Origin of the sequence: Sporosarcina sp. YIM B06819 (genome assembly GCF_033485175.1) — a bacterium.
Lineage (GTDB): Bacteria > Bacillota > Bacilli > Bacillales_A > Planococcaceae > Sporosarcina.
Map to the genome: position 1 here is coordinate 38,665 of NZ_JAWLIQ010000014.1, position 16,860 is coordinate 55,524.

At 39.0% G+C, this 16,860-nt stretch carries 16 protein-coding genes and 2 pseudogenes; 15 read left to right on the forward strand and 3 right to left on the reverse strand.

Annotated features, from left to right (window positions below; genetic code table 11):
• Positions 1–61: 61 nt before the first annotated feature.
• The 3 genes from R2B72_RS10885 (at position 62) to rlmH (ending at position 2,175) form a co-directional block, all read left to right on the forward strand.
• Positions 62–1,291, forward strand: coding sequence for a S1C family serine protease (locus R2B72_RS10885; protein WP_318616565.1), 1,230 nt, complete (start codon positions 62–64; stop codon positions 1,289–1,291).
• 160 nt (positions 1,292–1,451) lie between these two features.
• Positions 1,452–1,616: a CxxH/CxxC protein gene (locus R2B72_RS10890; RefSeq protein WP_318616566.1), complete on the forward strand. Its 165-nt coding sequence runs from the start codon at positions 1,452–1,454 to the stop codon at positions 1,614–1,616.
• A gap of 79 nt (positions 1,617–1,695) precedes the next feature.
• A complete protein-coding gene (gene rlmH, locus R2B72_RS10895) occupies positions 1,696–2,175 on the forward strand; it encodes a 23S rRNA (pseudouridine(1915)-N(3))-methyltransferase RlmH (RefSeq protein ID WP_318616568.1) in 480 nt (159 codons plus the stop codon).
• A 306-nt stretch (positions 2,176–2,481) separates the two neighbouring features.
• Here rlmH and R2B72_RS10900 read toward each other — a convergent pair whose 3' ends face one another.
• Positions 2,482–3,663 (reverse strand): GGDEF domain-containing protein, encoded by a 1,182-nt coding sequence (locus R2B72_RS10900; protein ID WP_318616570.1) that lies wholly within the window; start codon positions 3,661–3,663, stop codon positions 2,482–2,484.
• Between the two features lie 82 nt (positions 3,664–3,745).
• On the opposite strand from R2B72_RS10900, the pseudogene R2B72_RS10905 reads away from it, so the two are divergent.
• From R2B72_RS10905 to R2B72_RS10935, 7 genes and pseudogenes are all read left to right on the forward strand, one after another.
• Positions 3,746–4,531, forward strand: a pseudogene (locus R2B72_RS10905) (AraC family transcriptional regulator); the annotation flags it as partial.
• Between the two features lie 349 nt (positions 4,532–4,880).
• A complete protein-coding gene (locus R2B72_RS10910; protein WP_318616571.1) occupies positions 4,881–6,425 on the forward strand; it encodes a malate:quinone oxidoreductase in 1,545 nt (514 codons plus the stop codon).
• Positions 6,426–6,668: 243 nt separating this feature from the next.
• The gene (locus R2B72_RS10915) at positions 6,669–7,688 is read left to right on the forward strand and encodes a LacI family DNA-binding transcriptional regulator (RefSeq protein WP_318616572.1); all 1,020 of its coding nucleotides are present in this window, start codon (positions 6,669–6,671) and stop codon (positions 7,686–7,688) included.
• A 75-nt stretch (positions 7,689–7,763) separates the two neighbouring features.
• Complete coding sequence (locus tag R2B72_RS10920) at positions 7,764–9,860, forward strand: amylo-alpha-1,6-glucosidase (RefSeq protein WP_318616573.1); 2,097 nt, start codon at positions 7,764–7,766, stop codon at positions 9,858–9,860.
• Between the two features lie 51 nt (positions 9,861–9,911).
• Positions 9,912–11,171: an ABC transporter substrate-binding protein gene (locus tag R2B72_RS10925; protein WP_318616575.1), complete on the forward strand. Its 1,260-nt coding sequence runs from the start codon at positions 9,912–9,914 to the stop codon at positions 11,169–11,171.
• A gap of 270 nt (positions 11,172–11,441) precedes the next feature.
• Complete coding sequence (locus R2B72_RS10930) at positions 11,442–12,302, forward strand: sugar ABC transporter permease (protein ID WP_318616678.1); 861 nt, start codon at positions 11,442–11,444, stop codon at positions 12,300–12,302.
• A 12-nt stretch (positions 12,303–12,314) separates the two neighbouring features.
• Positions 12,315–13,142 (forward strand): carbohydrate ABC transporter permease, encoded by an 828-nt coding sequence (locus tag R2B72_RS10935; protein WP_318616577.1) that lies wholly within the window; start codon positions 12,315–12,317, stop codon positions 13,140–13,142.
• Between the two features lie 59 nt (positions 13,143–13,201).
• Here the strand turns inward: R2B72_RS10935 and R2B72_RS10940 are convergent.
• Positions 13,202–13,318 (reverse strand): annotated as a pseudogene (locus tag R2B72_RS10940) (ECF transporter S component); the annotation flags it as partial.
• A 185-nt stretch (positions 13,319–13,503) separates the two neighbouring features.
• Here R2B72_RS10940 and R2B72_RS10945 point away from each other — a divergent pair.
• The 3 genes from R2B72_RS10945 to R2B72_RS10955 all read left to right on the forward strand — a co-directional run bounded on the left by R2B72_RS10945 (position 13,504) and on the right by R2B72_RS10955 (position 15,115).
• Positions 13,504–13,953, forward strand: a complete 450-nt coding sequence (locus tag R2B72_RS10945) for an ATP-binding protein (RefSeq protein ID WP_318616579.1) — start codon at positions 13,504–13,506, stop codon at positions 13,951–13,953.
• Positions 13,954–14,159: 206 nt separating this feature from the next.
• Positions 14,160–14,540 carry a VOC family protein gene (locus tag R2B72_RS10950; RefSeq protein WP_318616581.1) on the forward strand — a complete coding sequence of 127 codons (381 nt, stop codon included), beginning with the start codon at positions 14,160–14,162 and terminating at the stop codon, positions 14,538–14,540.
• A gap of 92 nt (positions 14,541–14,632) precedes the next feature.
• Positions 14,633–15,115, forward strand: coding sequence for a methylated-DNA--[protein]-cysteine S-methyltransferase (locus R2B72_RS10955; protein WP_318616583.1), 483 nt, complete (start codon positions 14,633–14,635; stop codon positions 15,113–15,115).
• A 127-nt stretch (positions 15,116–15,242) separates the two neighbouring features.
• On the opposite strand, the gene R2B72_RS10960 is transcribed toward R2B72_RS10955, so the two are convergent.
• Positions 15,243–15,830, reverse strand: coding sequence for a GNAT family N-acetyltransferase (locus R2B72_RS10960; protein WP_318616585.1), 588 nt, complete (start codon positions 15,828–15,830; stop codon positions 15,243–15,245).
• Positions 15,831–15,954: 124 nt separating this feature from the next.
• Here R2B72_RS10960 and R2B72_RS10965 point away from each other — a divergent pair, with 124 nt between their 5' ends.
• Positions 15,955–16,401, forward strand: coding sequence for a DUF4183 domain-containing protein (locus tag R2B72_RS10965; RefSeq protein WP_318616586.1), 447 nt, complete (start codon positions 15,955–15,957; stop codon positions 16,399–16,401).
• 90 nt (positions 16,402–16,491) lie between these two features.
• Complete coding sequence (locus R2B72_RS10970; RefSeq protein ID WP_318616588.1) at positions 16,492–16,812, forward strand: DUF4183 domain-containing protein; 321 nt, start codon at positions 16,492–16,494, stop codon at positions 16,810–16,812.
• Positions 16,813–16,860 lie beyond the last annotated feature (48 nt).

The following is a 16,860-nucleotide window of genomic DNA, read 5'->3' on the forward strand; positions in this document are numbered from 1 at the left end:
AATTTGAAAACGATAAAATGGGGTAAAGTTAACTAAAGAGGTGTTTGAAAGGGAGAGGTATATGGATGAATTTAATCGGCCTTCTGATCAAGAAGAGTCTAAACCGCAATATGAAATGAGGTCGGAATATAAGCCACCAGCTCCTAAGCGAAAAGGTAGCTTTTTTCCGAGTTTGTTCGGGGCCGTCATTGGCGGTTTTGGTGTTTGGTTGCTAATGACAACTGTAGCGGGAGCACCGGAGAAAGTTCAAGTTGAATCGAATACAGACGTGAAGCAAACGGAACAAATTTCGGTTGAGGTGACGACTGATTTGACCGAAGTTATTGATGAAGTCATTGATTCAGTTGTTGGTGTGGCGAATTTACAAACTGTCCATGACTTTTGGTCAACAACAGAAACGTCAAAGGAAGCAGGCACAGGATCAGGTGTCATTTACAAGAAACAAGATGGTAAAGCATACATTGTCACAAATCATCACGTTGTAGAGGGTGCGCAAGAGCTTGAAATTACATTTGATGATGGTACAAAGACGGCTGGAAAGCTAGTTGGCAGTGACATATGGACGGACCTTGCTGTGATTGAAATTGATGCTAAACATGTCCAGACAGTCGCTACATTTGGGGATTCGGATGTGTTGAAGCGTGGTGAAACAGTTATCGCTATCGGCAATCCATTAGGCCTTGGTTTTTCAGGGTCCGTAACTGTTGGTGTTGTATCGGGGAAAGACCGTTCAATCCCAATTGATTTCGATGAAAACGGTGCAATTGATTGGTATGCAGATGTACTGCAAACCGATGCAGCCATTAACCCGGGGAACTCTGGTGGAGCACTTATCAATATGGCTGGTCAGCTCATCGGCATTAATTCGATGAAAATATCGGAAGCAACAGTTGAAGGGATTGGTCTAGCCATTCCCATTAACCTTGCGATTCCCATTATTGATCATCTTGAAACGACAGGAACTGTGAATCGACCGACAATGGGTGTTTCGCTTATTGACCTTAGAAATATCCCTGAACAACAGCAACGAGGCGTACTGGGGGTACCAGATAATGTGACAGACGGAGTTGTCATCACTGATGTTATCCTCAATTCTCCTGCGCAGCAGGCGGGGGTCCAAAAATACGATGTGATTGTCGAGATGGATGGTGAAAAAATCGAAGATATGGTCAGCTTGCGCAAACATCTGTATAATGCGAAGCAAGTGGGCGATACAATGCAGATGAAAGTATACAGAGAAGGTCGGTTGCTTGAAGTTGAAATGGTCTTAAAAGACGGTAACTCATTCTAATATTACACACAAGTTACAAAGAAATCTTATCCACAGTGGGTAGAATAGCTAGCTGATGGCTATTCTGCCTACTTTTTTAATGTTTTCACGCTTTGTGGATAAATCTAAAAATTTGTGAATAACTTTGTGAACAATAAAAGAGAAGAAAGTAGGGAAGAATATGAAAATTTATAGCTGCGAAACCCATATAAATCACGCACTTGACGTTTTTGTCGCGGAGCAAGAAAAGTTTCCAATCATGGAAGCGCTGTCTGAAGAAGAAAAGTTATCCACAAAGTGTACCTATTGTGAAGAGGCGGCATTATATATTGTGGCGAACGAATAGTCGGACACAAGATGTAGATAACTATTGTGGATATGTGTATAAGTATTGTTTATAACATTTAAAAAAGGGTGGACAACTTGTGAATATTACAATTGTGACTGTGGGAAAACTAAAAGAAAAGTATTTGAAAATGGGCATTGAAGAGTTTTCAAAACGACTCGGCGCCTACGCAAAAATCGATTTGGTCGAAGTGGCAGATGAAAAAGCACCAGAATCATTAAGCGATGCGGATATGGAAATCGTCAAGAAAAAGGAAGCGGAGCGCATCTTAGCAAAAGTCGGCTCGGATGCTTACGTGATTGCACTTGCAATCGAAGGAAAAATGAAGACATCAGAGGAGTTAGCGGCGGGGATTGAGTCGCTGATGACGTATGGACGGAGCAAAGTTGTGTTTGTAATTGGCGGTTCGCTTGGGCTGCATGACAGTGTGTTGAAACGGGCAGATGAGTTATTGTCGTTTTCGAAAATGACTTTTCCGCATCAGATGATGAAATTGATTTTGCTAGAGCAGGTATATCGGGCTTTTAGGATTATGAAAAATGAACCGTACCATAAATGAGTAAGGAACTATGTATGATGAAATTAAGAATTTTTCCAACTACGCTCGGTGCTTGGGGGATTTCCTTCAAGAGAAATTGAACATCTTTTAAAATGAAATATAGTATTGAAAGAATTAAACATTAAAGCGGATAACTTATCTAACAATGAGTTATCCGCTTCTTTTTCTGTTTAATCGCTATTTAAAGGTGGTGAGAAGCTGGTACTAAGAGTAGCTTCTATGATTGTGGTATATATGAAAGGGAGATTTTCCTTAAGAATAGGAAAAAAGCTCTCCAATGATGATTATTTTATTTTGAATTCCCGATTATGAAACAGCATTATGTACGCCTATGTGACTTCGAAAAACACAATTACGACCGTTACCTTTTGCCTTGTAAAGGGCCTCGTCACAAGTAGTGTATAGTGTTTCCAATTGCATATGCTGATCTGGAATAACGGTGAGGGCACCCAAACTGATGGTATATGTCATCGGCAGATCACGGCTGAAAGAACCATTCAGCGACTGTATGATTTGCTCGGCAACCTCATTTGAATCGGTTTCGTCCTTTCCAAGCATCAAGACTCCAAACTCATCGCCTCCATAACGTACTAACAAATCTTCTTGCCCTAAATGCTGCTTAATTCGTGTAGTAAGGTCTTGCAGTACTTGGTCTCCAACGTGATGACCATAAGTATCATTAATTGTTTTAAAGTTGTCTATATCAAAAAGCAAATAAGATAGAGGCTGTCCCTTTTTAGAGTAATCAGTGAGATACTGATTCGCCTTTTCTGTAAAGATTCTTCGGTTCAACGTGCCAGTTAAATCATCATAACTGGCTAAACGGATTAGCTCGTGGTCTGCTTTTTCTTTCATTAATAGGACAAATCCTAAATTCCCTAAATTCGTAACAAGATAAATAGACAGCAAGAAAATCAATTGATAAAGTCCAGGAGTATATAAGCTTGTCCAAACTGTAGTTGTTAGTAGGGCAGTCACTCCTCTGACCAAAGTAGCCGCGATCACAAGAAGATATAGACTCCCAATGATTCTCATAAGAAATGTGGTAGTTTTTCCTAGAACCATCCCATAAACAGGGATTAAGAATAACGCAATTACAAAGGAAGAATATGCAATTCGTATATTTTCTTCGTTATAAAAGAGAACAATGAGTTGAAAACCGATAATGCTGAGTAGAGTCAAAACAAGATATATTATCTTGGTCTTTAGGCGAAGGGTATTTTGAAGACTCAATAATGCTATAATTTCTAAGGACGTTCCAATAAATAGCATCGAGTTAGCAAAAGAGATGGATAGAAAGTCGGGAATTTCCCCGCGAAAAACCATACAAAACCATGCTATGGTCTGAGAGCATTTTGCTAATAAAAAGGTTTTGACTGTTAAACCCTTTGTATGATTATGCCCATAAGCTCCAATAAGGATTAAAGTAAATAAGTAGCCTATACCAAGCAATAGAATAATTGTTTTCGTATCCAAAAATAAATTCATAATGAGTCACCTACTCGTAAGGGAATGTTCAGTCTCTATGATTATAGCAGAAGTAGGGAACTCAATATACAATGCACTCCGAGGAGAATTTCAACTAAATAAGTTGCCTGTACAGTCATTTTTTAAACTTACTATTGATTAAAGCGAGGATGGGGGTAGGGTGTATATGTCTAGAAAAAATGAGGTAGAACAGTTACAAAATGTGAAGGGAGAACTGTTTGACAAAGATGTACTTAACGTATTGAATGGTCAAGCTATGTATGAAGAGTTTACAGCAGAAAAACTGATGGGAGATTCTGATTATGTCCCGTTTAATGAAGCGATGTGTGTACATGCGACTACGGCACAAATTTTTGACAACGAGTTTATTCAAACAAGGGCATCAGGACATCATGAGTCAATAGAAAACTATATAGAAAAAGTTGTTGCTCCCTTAGATAATATTTCTAGGAAGGAATATAAATATATCGTTCTATGGTTTGGTGAAGACATGTTTTGTCAGATGAACCTTCTTACAATTCTTGCCTACCTTGAGCAGTCCGGATACAAAGGAAAAGTATACTTAAATAGCTTTAGAGAGGATGAATTTAAAGTCAGCCAAACGGAGCTTCATTTAGGGGATTATTTTTCTGTATATAAAGAGGTATTGATAAACCATAGAAAGCCATCGAATGAATTACTCCCAGTAATGTATCAGGCAATAGATATATTTTTAGATATGTTACAAGAAAATAATGAAGTAGTAAAATATATATCCAAAAATAAAGATCTTTCAACGGCAGAATTAGTGAATAGGTTATTTGATCTTTTCCCCATAATAGGATACGGAGATTCGCAATATATAGAGCTTATTAATAGAACTAAGTGAACTCAAATTACTTTTTTAATATAAAAACTTTACTTAGCTGCATCACGAATAGGCAAAAAAGGAATACAGGGAAAATATTATATTTAAATATTAATTTAGTTAAAGCAAAGCTGTAACCCTTGTAATAACTGGGGTTATGGCTTTCTTGTTTATGTCTTTGCAGCTTTGTGAGTGGGCTTCCTTCCCTTTACCATCTTTCAAATAGATGAAAACTACTATATAATAGGTATAATCTATAGTGAATTGTATTACATTTTGTGATTGTTATAATTGAGACAGAAGATATGTGACGCCTAAGCAGGAGCGCCTACATCCTTTCTGCAAATCTTAAAGTATAAGGATGATAAAAATGAGCAACAGCAAAAAGAAAACAGATGTTATCTTAATTGGTGCCGGAATCATGAGTGCGACTTTAGGGACAATGCTGAAGGAATTGGTACCGGAATGGAACATTAAAGTGTTTGAGAAGCTTGCAAGCGCAGGCGAAGAAAGCTCTAACGAATGGAACAATGCGGGAACAGGGCATGCAGCACTGTGCGAGCTTAACTATACGAATGAAAAACCAGACGGATCCGTAGATATTAGCAAAGCGATAAATATTAATGAACAGTTTCAAGTTTCCATGCAGTTTTGGTCGTATCTTGTAAATCGCCAGCTGATACACAATCCACAGGATTTTATCATGCCATTGCCTCACATGAGTATGGTACAAGGTGAAGAGAATGTAACGTTTTTAAAGAAACGTTTTGAAGCGATGTCAAAAAACCCTTTATTCAAAGGGATGGAGTTCTCCCAAAATCCGGAAAAGCTGATGGAATGGATTCCATTGATTATGCAAGGACGTTCATCAAATGAAGCGATAGCGGCAACTAAAATTGACTCTGGAACGGATGTTAACTTTGGTGCTTTAACGCGTATGCTATTTGACCACTTAAAGACTAAAAATGTCGATATCCACTACAAGCATAGCGTTGATGGTATTAAACATACGGACGACGGTTCGTGGGAATTGAAAGTGAAGAATGTTGATAGTGGAAATGTAGAACAACATACCGCGAAATTCGTCTTTATTGGAGGCGGGGGCGGTAGCTTACATTTACTGCAAAAGTCTGGTATTCCTGAAGGGAAACATATCGGCGGATTCCCGGTGAGTGGCATATTCATGGTGTGTAATAACCCTGAAGTTGTCGCGCAGCATCATGCAAAAGTATATGGCAAAGCTGCAGTGGGTGCTCCGCCGATGTCTGTTCCGCATCTGGATACAAGATTTATCGACAATAAAAAGTCGTTACTCTTTGGACCATTTGCCGGCTTCTCACCAAAGTTTTTAAAAACAGGCTCTATGCTCGACTTAGTCACTTCTGTTAAACCGAATAATGTCTTGACGATGTTAGCGGCGGGAGCAAAGGAAATGTCTTTGACAAAGTACCTGATTCAGCAAGTGCTATTATCGAAGGAACAGCGCATGAAAGAGTTACAGGAATTTATCCCGAACGCTAAAATCGATGAGTGGGATTTTGTAGTGGCAGGCCAACGTGTACAAGTGATCAAGGACACGGAGGCAGGCGGTAAAGGAACACTTCAATTTGGTACAGAAGTGATTACTTCCGAAGACGGCTCAATCGCAGCATTGCTAGGCGCTTCTCCAGGCGCTTCGACAGCCGTTCACGTGATGATTGAAGTCATTAAAAAATGCTTCCCACAACATATGGACGAGTGGGAACCAAAACTTAAGGAAATGGTTCCGTCTTATGGTATGTCACTCATGGACAACCCAGAGCTTTTGGATGAAGTTCATACTTCAACTGCGCAGACGCTTGGTCTGAGTGAAGAATTTCCAGAGCCTAGTAGTTCATTGGAGATAGAAGTTGAAGAATTGAATGAGGAAGTTTAAGTAATTAACCAGTTCCAGGTGCTCAACGGATTTTGAACCGTTTGAGTACCTGGAACTTTTTTAGTACACGCATTTTTCTTTTTCCCGTAATTAATAAACGGGATTTTTTCAGCGCAATATAAGAAGGATTCATATACTTTGTTGTTGGAAATTAAATATTTAAAAAACATTGAAAAATGTTTTGAGTTGTAATAGAATGTAATCAAGATATAAATCCAAAACGTTTCGGAGGAAATCAATTCATTGACAACTATTAAAGATATAGCCAAGGCAGCCGGAGTTTCAGTGACGACAGTTTCTAGAGGATTGAACGGTTACTCTGATGTAAGTGAAAAGACAAGGGAAAAGATTGTTAGGATAGCAAAGGAACTTAATTACAGTCCGAATACGCTTGCGCGTAGCTTAGTGATGAATAAGTCTAAGACGTTTGGTCTGCTAGTTTCAGGTTTGAACCAGTCTAGTGCTAAGGATAATATTACCTTTGGTATTTTAGCTGGGATTAATAAGTTTGTCGGAGAGTCCGGATACGACATAGTACTTTTCAGCACAACTTCGACAAAGCAAAGAGAAAAGACATATACTCAATTGTGTAAAGAAAGAAGAGTCGATGGTGCAATTATTCAAGGTATTAGAACGGATGACCCTTATTTAAAAGAGGTAGTCGAAAGTGATATTCCTTGTGTACTCATTGACATTCCGCTTACTACGCCTTCAGTTGGTTATGTGACAACAGATAATATCCTTGGAGCTAAGAAAGCAGTTCAGCATTTGATCCATATGGGCCATACGAGGATAGGTTTCATTAATGGGCATGGCTTTGCATTTGTCAGCCAGCAACGCTTGATAGGATACGAAGAGGCACTGAAGGAAGCAACTATACCAATCAATCAGGAGTGGATTGGTAATGGTGAATTTTGTGAAGTGGCAGCGGAGCGAGTAGCATTGAAATTGTTAGAAGATCATCCAGAAATAACGGCTGTTTTTTGTGCAAGTGATCTTATGGCTTTGGGTGTATTAAAGGCCGCACGAAAGCTTGGGATGGATGTACCGAATGAGTTGTCGATTGTTGGGTTTGACGATATTATTTTGGCGTCATATGTAACCCCTTCATTAACATCGATTGCACAGGATACCTTCCAAATTGGTTACGAAGCGGCAAAGTTATTGCTCTCTATACTTGAAAATGAAGCAGGGTCCCATGTGGTTTCATTGGGCACTGAACTAAAGGTTCGTGAATCTACGAAACCGCCCAGACAACAATGAATAACAGAAAGAACACTTTCTGTATCAAAAAACCGAAACGTTTCGGATAACATTTAACAACATTAGGAGGCCATCATGGAATATCGCGTAATAAAGGAAAATGATCTTTTTTTCCTCACTGATACAAAAGGAAATATCCCAGAAAACCATTATTATGGCTTGGGGTTGTATACAAAAGATACCCGCTTTTTAAGTAAGCTTGATTTAAAAATAAACGGTGAAGAGCCAATACTATTATCTTCTGATGCAGCAGAAAACTATATGGCGAAGGTATTGCTTACTAATCCACATATGGAAAACGAAGAGGGCTTAATCTTATGGCGTGAGTCGGTAGAAATTGAACGAACAAGATTTATTTATAATGATGTTTTATACGAATCGATTAAAGTTAAAAACTATTTCCCGAAAGCCGTTTCTTTTACGATCAGCATGCATATGGATGTTGATTTCGCTGACATGTTCGTCGTCAGAGGATTCCAGACGGGGAACATTGGGCATAGAACGGGGCAAATGAAAGGAAATCGTTCTTTTGCCTATCATTACATCGGGGCGGATGAGGTCAAACGGTCGACCAAGGTATCTTGGGATAAGGATGCTGAAAATGTGTCTGATCAAGGAGACATCACATTCAAGTTTCATTTGGGCCACGAAGAAGAAGAGACATTCACACTCACTATTCATCCGCAAATCGGCGAGACTGGTGACAAAAAAATAATGGCACGTGACCAAGCTGTTAAGTTGTTGGAAAGTTCATATGCACAATGGAGTGAAAAGATTACAAAGGTAGAAACCGACTACCAGCCGCTTCAACGCCTTGTAGATCGTGGAATTGGAGATTTACGAGTACTGTTGACTGACTTGGGCTATGGTCAGTTTCCGGTAGCTGGGCTTCCGTGGTTCGCAGTGCCATTTGGCAGAGACAGCCTGATTGCGGCATTGCAAATGCTACCGTTTTATCCGGAAGTAGCTAAAGGAACCTTATTAACCTTGGCTGCAAAACAAGGAAAAAAAATTGATCCTTTCCGGGATGAACAGCCTGGTAAGATTATGCACGAAATTCGTTTTGGTGAACTTGCTGAGACAGGCCAAATTCCATTTTCTCCTTATTACGGTACTGTCGATGCTACCCCTTTATTTCTTGTACTGCTAACGGAATATGTGAAGTGGACTGGGAATTTTGAAATTGTAAAACAACTGCAAGACAATATTGAAGCAGCGTTAAATTGGATTGATCAATACGGAGATCGCGATGGAGACGGTTTTGTTGAGTATTATCAAGAGGCCAGCAAAGGCATTGCGAATCAGGGCTGGAAGGATTCGAGCGATTCGATTGTGCATCGAAACGGCAATTATGCTGAGGCTCCTATCGCATTAAGTGAAGTTCAGGGATACGTCTACCAAGCGAAAATAGGGATAGCAAGTTTATACGAACAGCATGGCAACGATGATAAGGCTTTAAAGCTACGCACTGAAGCTGAACAACTAAAAGCAAGATTTGAGCAAGCATTTTGGATGAATGACACACAATTTTATGCGATTGCTCTTGATAAAGAGAAGGAGCAAGTGGGTACGATTACTTCTAATCCAGGTCATGTTCTTTTCTCTGGCATGTTAAGCGAAGAACGGGCAGGTGCTGTAGTAGAAACATTAGTGTCTACTAAAATGTTCTCTGGTTACGGCATCCGCACGATGGCTGAGGGGGAATCGGGATATAATCCGATGAGCTATCACGACGGTAGCATTTGGCCCCATGATAATAGCATGATTCTGTTTGGTATGAGTAAGCTTGGTTATAAAAAGGATGTCAATGTAGTCATTGAAGGACTTGTAAAGGCTGCTGGTGCATTTGAATATGATAGACTGCCTGAATTATTTTGCGGATACGGTGAGGAAAGAGGCGAACCAGTGAAATACCCGGTTGCATGTTCCCCGCAAGCTTGGGCTGCCGGAACACCGCTTGTATTTATTCAATCATTATTGGGACTGTTTCCAAATAGCCTGCAAAAAGAGATTCATTTGACACCGAATCTTTTAGAAAATATGAACCTGTTAAAGGTGGAGGATATTTCAATCGGAAGTGGACTCCTGTCTGTTAAGGTCAATCGTAATGAGGAAAATATCCATTTAGAGATTGTGAAAAATACAACTGGATATGAAGTCGTTACACATTAACTTGGTTTTACCACTCTTAAAGAGGATTTTAATAGGAAAGGGGTAAAGAAAATGTCTAAAAAGAAATGGGTCGCAGCAATCGGAATTTCAGCTTTATTAGTTGGAGGTGTACTTTCGGGATGTTCAAAGGATTCAGAAGAGCAAATGGGGAAAGTTGATGAAGGGAAGCAAGTAGAAGTAACGCTTGCAGGCTGGGGGTCTTCACCTGAAGAAGCTGAATTATTAAGTCAAGTATTAAAAGACTTTGAAGAAAAACATCCGAATATTAAAGTTAAGCATGAAGTGATCGCGGATCAGTATATGGATGTTGTAAAAACCCGTTTAATTGGGGGAGAAGGTCCAGATGTATTTTATCTTGATGCGGTAGAGGCACCGGCTTTAATTGAAACAGGTGTAGTCGAACCACTAAATGATTATGTAAAAGACGATTTTGATTTAGACGACTTTGAGAAACCATTAATTGAAGCATTCCAAAAAGATGGAACGTATTATGGTTTCCCAAAAGGTTATTCAACTCTTGCATTATTTTATAATAAAAAAATGTTTGCAGATGCTGGAGTAGAAGTGCCAACTACATGGGATGAACTGCGTGAAGTATCTGGGAAGCTAACAGATGGAACAAATGTTTACGGATTCGGGCAAAATCCTGAATTGGCCCGCACGTATTTTATTGCAGAATCATTCGGTGGAAAAGTAGTAGAGGACAATAAAGCTAATTTTGCAGATTCAAAAGTGGTTGAGGCATTGCAACCATATGTTGATCAGCACTTGGTAGAGAAAACAGCAGCTCAGCCTTCGGATGTTGGGGCGGACTGGACAGGAGAAATGTTTGGTCAAGGGAAAGCAGCAATGGTAATTGAAGGTAACTGGGCAATCCCTTATTTAGATAGCACATTCCCAGGAATCGACTACGGAATGGCAGAAATTCCAACCATTAATGGTAAAAAAGGAACAATGGCATTTACTGTTGCTTATGTGATGAATGCAGCGTCAGAAAAGAAAGAAGCTGCTTGGGAATTGATATCTTACTTAACAGGCAAAGAAGGAATGGAAACATGGACGAGTAAAGGCTTCGAATTACCTTCTCGTAAGTCTGTAGCTGAAAACCTTGGTTACGATAAAGATGAGTTGCGCGGTGCACTTGTGGCTGGAGCTCCATATGCAACAGTGTGGTCAAACGGAACAAACTTACCTATCATCTTTAATAATTTCAATAATCAATTTGTAAGCGCTTATTTAGGGCAATCCAATCTTGCCGATGCATTGAAGGAAGCCCAGGATACAGCAAATAAGGAAATAGAGAAACAATAATAAACAAGTGAGGAGAGGGGGATTTCCTTCTCCTTAGTGTTGTATTTCCAGCTCCAGAGATTAGCTTTTTGAGGTCATAAGCTGAATCATTCCAGAAATCAGCGATGCTGGTCAGGTATCTATGTTTTATTTGTTAGAACTCGTTTTGTTGATGCAAAAGATAGATTTTTCATCAACAGAACGAGTTCTAGCAACAATTCTTGGAACCTTTGCAAAAGGGAGTTGAACAAGTTGAAAAATAGTTTATTAAAAAGAACAGTTAGAGAATCTATGCAAGGCTATCTATTTTTAATGCCTGCATTATTCGTATTAGTAGTCTTTCTTGTAGGCCCTATTTTTTATGCGATTTTTCTGTCCTTCCATAAAGTGCAGTTATTAGGAACGACAAGTTTTGATTTTGTTGCATTTAAAAACTATATTAATATATTTGATGATCTTAGAGCTAAGATTGCGCTGTTGAATACTGCTAAATATGTATTGATTGTAGTCCCTTGCCAAACACTTTTAGCCCTAGTATTAGCAGCAACTCTAAATGCCGGAATGAAAGGTGAGAAGTTTTTTAGGATTGTTTATTTTTTACCAACACTGACATCTTCCGCGGTACTAACGTTAATCTTTATGTGGATGTATAACCAAAATGGACTTATTAATAAAGTATTGGATTTTGTCGGTCTTCCAACGTACAACTGGATAAATGATCCGGAAATTGCGTTATATGCAATCATGGCTATGAATATTTGGTCTACTGCACCGTTTTTTATGGTCATCTATTTAGCAGCCCTACAAAATATACCGGAATCGCTTTATGAAGCAGCTGAGCTGGACGGGGCAAATGCTATTCAAAAGTTTCTCTATGTAACAGTTCCACAATTGCGACCTGTGACTTCATTTGTCGTCATTATGGGCTTGGTGGGGACATTTCAATTATTTGATCAATCCTATATTTTCTCGGCAGGCTCCGGGGGCCCAAATAACTCAACATTAACGGTTGTACTATTAATATATCAATATGCATTTAAAAATATGGGAACTATGGGTTATGCAGCGGCTCTTGCTTTTGCGTTAGCGGTTATTATTCTGATTGCAACATTGATTCAACGGAAGTTTTCTAAAGAAGAGTCTCTTTACTAGGGAGGGAACAGCGTGAAGAAAAAATTAACAGTTGGCAAAGCGTTTTTATATGGCATATTAATTGTCTACGCGGTCATAACAGTCATTCCATTTTTATGGGCACTCTCTTCATCGTTTAAGAATTTAGATGAAATTGTGAGTGGTACAATTAACTTCATACCGAAGCAATTCACCTTTAATAATTACAAAGTGATTTTTGTTCAGCAAGAACTGTTCCCACGCTGGTTGTTTAATAGCGTTTTTATTGCAACTAGCGTTACTTTGCTAAATATGATTTTTAATTCCATGGCAGGTTATGCATTGGCACGCCTTCAATTTCCAGGGAAGCGAACAATTTTTGTGATTGTCCTTGCTGTCTTGATGATCCCTATGCAAGTAACGATGATTCCAAACTATTTAATATTAAAATCGCTTGGCTGGCTGAACTCTTATCAAGGAATGATTATTCCAACGATGATTAATGCGACCTTTATCTTCATGATGAGGCAGTTTTTTGTGAACTTCCCTAAGGAGCTTGAAGAAGCAGCCGAATTGGACGGATTGAGCAAGATTGGAACTTTCTTTCGAATTGTCCTTCCACTTGCGAAACCCGCTTTAGCAGCACAAGCGATTTTCGTGTTTATGGGGTCGTGGAATGATTTTATGAGACCTTTGATCATTCTATCGAGCCCGGAGCTATTTACATTACCAATTGGTCTTAATACATTTAAAGGCCAGTACATTAGCTATTGGAATTACATCATGGCGGCGTCAATGGTGTTCACATTGCCGATTTTGCTTATCTATACATTCTTTAGCCGCTATTTCATCAAAGGTGTCTCTTTTTCCGGAGGAAAGTAAAAACCTAAAGATGCTAGGTACTCGCTGAATTCGAGTGCCTAGCATCTTTTTATTCGAAATTATTTAAAAAACGAAATCTTTTTTAATACAATCGCAGCCGGAATGGCTACACAGATACCGACGACATTTTGAACGATGTTTCCGGGAATAGAGGCTACTGGCACAATCCATCCATAAAATGATTCGGTAAACAGTCTAAACGGAATAAGCATATAACTATAGTAAGATGCAGTTCTTACAAACATATTTGTAATAGGGGACGATCGTTTTTTTTGTAGAGTAATTTTTTTACTTGCTATTATTGGCTAAACGTATTTGCGTGGAAAGATAGATAACTATGGAGAGAAAGGAGTGTATGCGCATGAAAAGTAAAAGTGAAATCATGGAGATCATTCATCAATTGGATGATCACATTGCAGATGATTTTGAAGCGCAGGATTTAGACTTTAAACAATGGAATTTTAGTTCTAAGGAAGAAAATATTCATAAAATGATTAAATACGCTGTTTGTATGGCCAATGGTGGCGGTGGCAGCGTTGTTTTTGGTGTGGTCGACAAAGTGCAAGGAATGGAAAATGTATTAATGGGCATTCCGTTTGATATAGATATTCGGGAATTGGAGAAAAGAATATATGACAATACGGAACCCCATATAATGCCTTCATTTGATGAAATATTTTATAATGATCATTCAATCAGGCTACTAGTCATGAATGTTTTACAGGAAACACCACCGTATGCAACAGCAGATGGTACTGCAACAATTCGGAAGGGAAAAGAGTGTCTACCATATAGTACCCGTAAAAGTTAGCCTCTCGCATTTGAGAGGTTTTTTTGTTCAAATGGACTTGGTGTTTTCTATTCCGAAAAGATTACTATGAAGGGAAGTAGAGTATGTTTGTCGAAATGAATACGAATGACTTCATTACTCATTGTTGGGCAAACTACCACCAGAGTGGCAAGGCTGCTAAAATGAAAATAAGCTTACGAAAAAACTGCTGACAGGGAGAGAACAACATGATTACAAAAATCGGTCAAATTATGCTATATGTTAATAACCAGGATGAGACAGTGAAGTTTTGGACAGAAAAAGTAGGATTTAGCGTTATTTCGGAAGAGGATAACGGCCAAGGCATGAAATGGATTGAAATCGCGCCAACGAAGGATTCGGAAACGACTATCATCCTTCACAATAAAGAACTTATTGCTAAAATGCAGCCGGAATTAAACCTTCAAACACCTTCTCTACTGTTGTTCTCGGATAATTTGGATGCTTTATACAAAGATCTTTCGGACAAGCAGGTCACGGTTGGAGAGCTAGTCACGATGCCTTCAGGTAGAGTATTTAACTTTGCAGATAATGAAGGAAATTACTTTGCGGTTTTAGAAAGAAAGTAAATATAATCAAATAAAAGTGCTAGGTACTCATCAGATTTTGAATGATTTGAGTATCTGGCACTTTTTGAAATTGAAATAAGTGGGGGCTTAACATGCATACATTAGATTACAAATCGCCAATTGGTGTAATAGAAATAGTGGGTTCAGAGGAAGCAGTAAATTCCATCCTATTTGTTGAGCGAGACGAAGTCGTCAATGTCGTAGATGATAAAACAACGAAAGTTGTAGTGGACTGCTTTAATCAATTGGACGAATACTTTAAAGGGGAGCGTCATGTATTTACATTCCCTTATCACTATGAAGGCACAGCATTTCAACAAACAGTTTGGGATGCTTTGACAACCATTCCCTACGCTGAAACAGGGTCATATAAGGATATTGCTGTTTCCATTAACAACGAAAAAGCCGTCAGGGCAGTAGGAACGGCCAATGGTAAGAATAAATTAAGTATCGTCATTCCTTGCCATCGAATTATCGGTGCAGACGGAAAGTTGACGGGCTATGCAGGCGGTTTGTGGAGGAAGGAATGGCTGCTTGAGCATGAGAGGACTTTTCAAAAGGAAGTCCGATTGTAATGGCATAATGATCGCAAAAACGACTAAGAAAATACTTTTAGTCGTTTTTGTGTTGGATGAATGGTTGATAAAGAAGTAGTTGCTGTAGAACAAACCTATTTTGCCCAAAAGGCTCGTAAACAAAAGTCTATTTCCTATACTCGCCCATCAACCCTTCAATACGCTGCTTCACTTCCAGCCATTCCTCTTGTACAACACTATACATAACCGTATGCCGTACCTTTCCATTTGGCCGAATCATATGGTTACGTAAAATACCTTCTTTCTTAGCACCAATCCGTTCAATGGCTTTTTGCGATTGGATATTTTCATGGCCCGTTTTAATTTGCACGCGTTGGAACTGGAGCTGCTCAAAGCAGTAGGATAGCAGCAAATATTTGCATTCTGTATTGACGTTTGTACGCCAGACGGATGGATGCAGCCAGGTATGACCGAGTTCCAAGCGTTTATGTGCAGTGGCAATGTCGAAAAAACGCGTTGAGCCAACGATTTCATTAGTTGCTCGAAGGACGATGACAAAAGGATATTCCGTCCCTGCATCTCGATTCACTAGCGCCTGTTCAATATAGGCGTCTACATCCTTTCGCGTTTGTAAAGATTGTGACATATGCGACCAAATGCGCTCGTCCCGACAACAAGCATAGATTCCCTCACCATCTTCCTTTGTCATTGGCCGTAACAGTACAGCCTCTCCAATCAATTGAATATTTTCCATTGCTTATCCCTCCTTTGTTCCATAATACATTCTTATACTAATATATACTTATTAAAACAAGGGGTAAATAACCAACCTGCTAACAGATTGCTACCATACAATAGGATTAGGGGGTGATAACAGTATGAAAAAATGTAACAATCAAAATAAAATAATGAAAATGAATAAAATCGACATATGTAGGATTCAGACGAAATTTTGGCCTGCGATAAAAATTAGTTCTGCTTGCATTGGTGTTCCTCCGATAAATCCGCCAACAAATTTTCCTGAAATTAACATTATACCAACCGTCAAAAGGTATTTTTATGTTGCATCAGCTAATATGAATTTGACGAACGGAACCACGATTCTTTCCACTCAATTTTATAACGATGATGGGAGCCAAACAAAGGAATTTATGAGCTTCAGTCCAAATGGATATGCTAATCTTTACATCAACGCAGTCATTCAAGAGGGGGCAATGTATGCAGTGAATACTAGCACCTTAACGATTAGCCCATCTAATTCGATCATTTATAGGGGAACTCCAATTATTCTTGAGTTGTTGACATTTACAGCTGAAATACGTTGATAAAATTAATTTAGATTAGTAGAGGGACAGCCCTGTCACTTCATCGAATCTTTGCATTTACTACAATGTAGATGAAAGGAGGTGAACCTAATGGCGCTTTCCCTTATTAATATTCACGTGAATGTCTCAAGTTCTTCGACACGATTTTTTAATGTATTGGCAGCACCTTTAGCCGTCACGGATGGTACTACTATTGCTGCAACCGCTTTTTTGGATGATAGCGGTACTGCTGCAACTGCTTTTCCGGTCGTAACGAATGGCTACTATAATTTCTATTTAAACGGTGTGCTACAAGAGGGCGATTCGTATGCAATTTCTGGAACAGAATTGACTTTTAACACTGTTACGGGAAGTATTTCTGCTGGAACTCCTTTGGTTATTGAGGCTGTTGAGTTAGTAACAATCGTTTAACGAACAGGTTGGGACAAGTAGCCCTTTACTATAAGCCTAGTTATTATA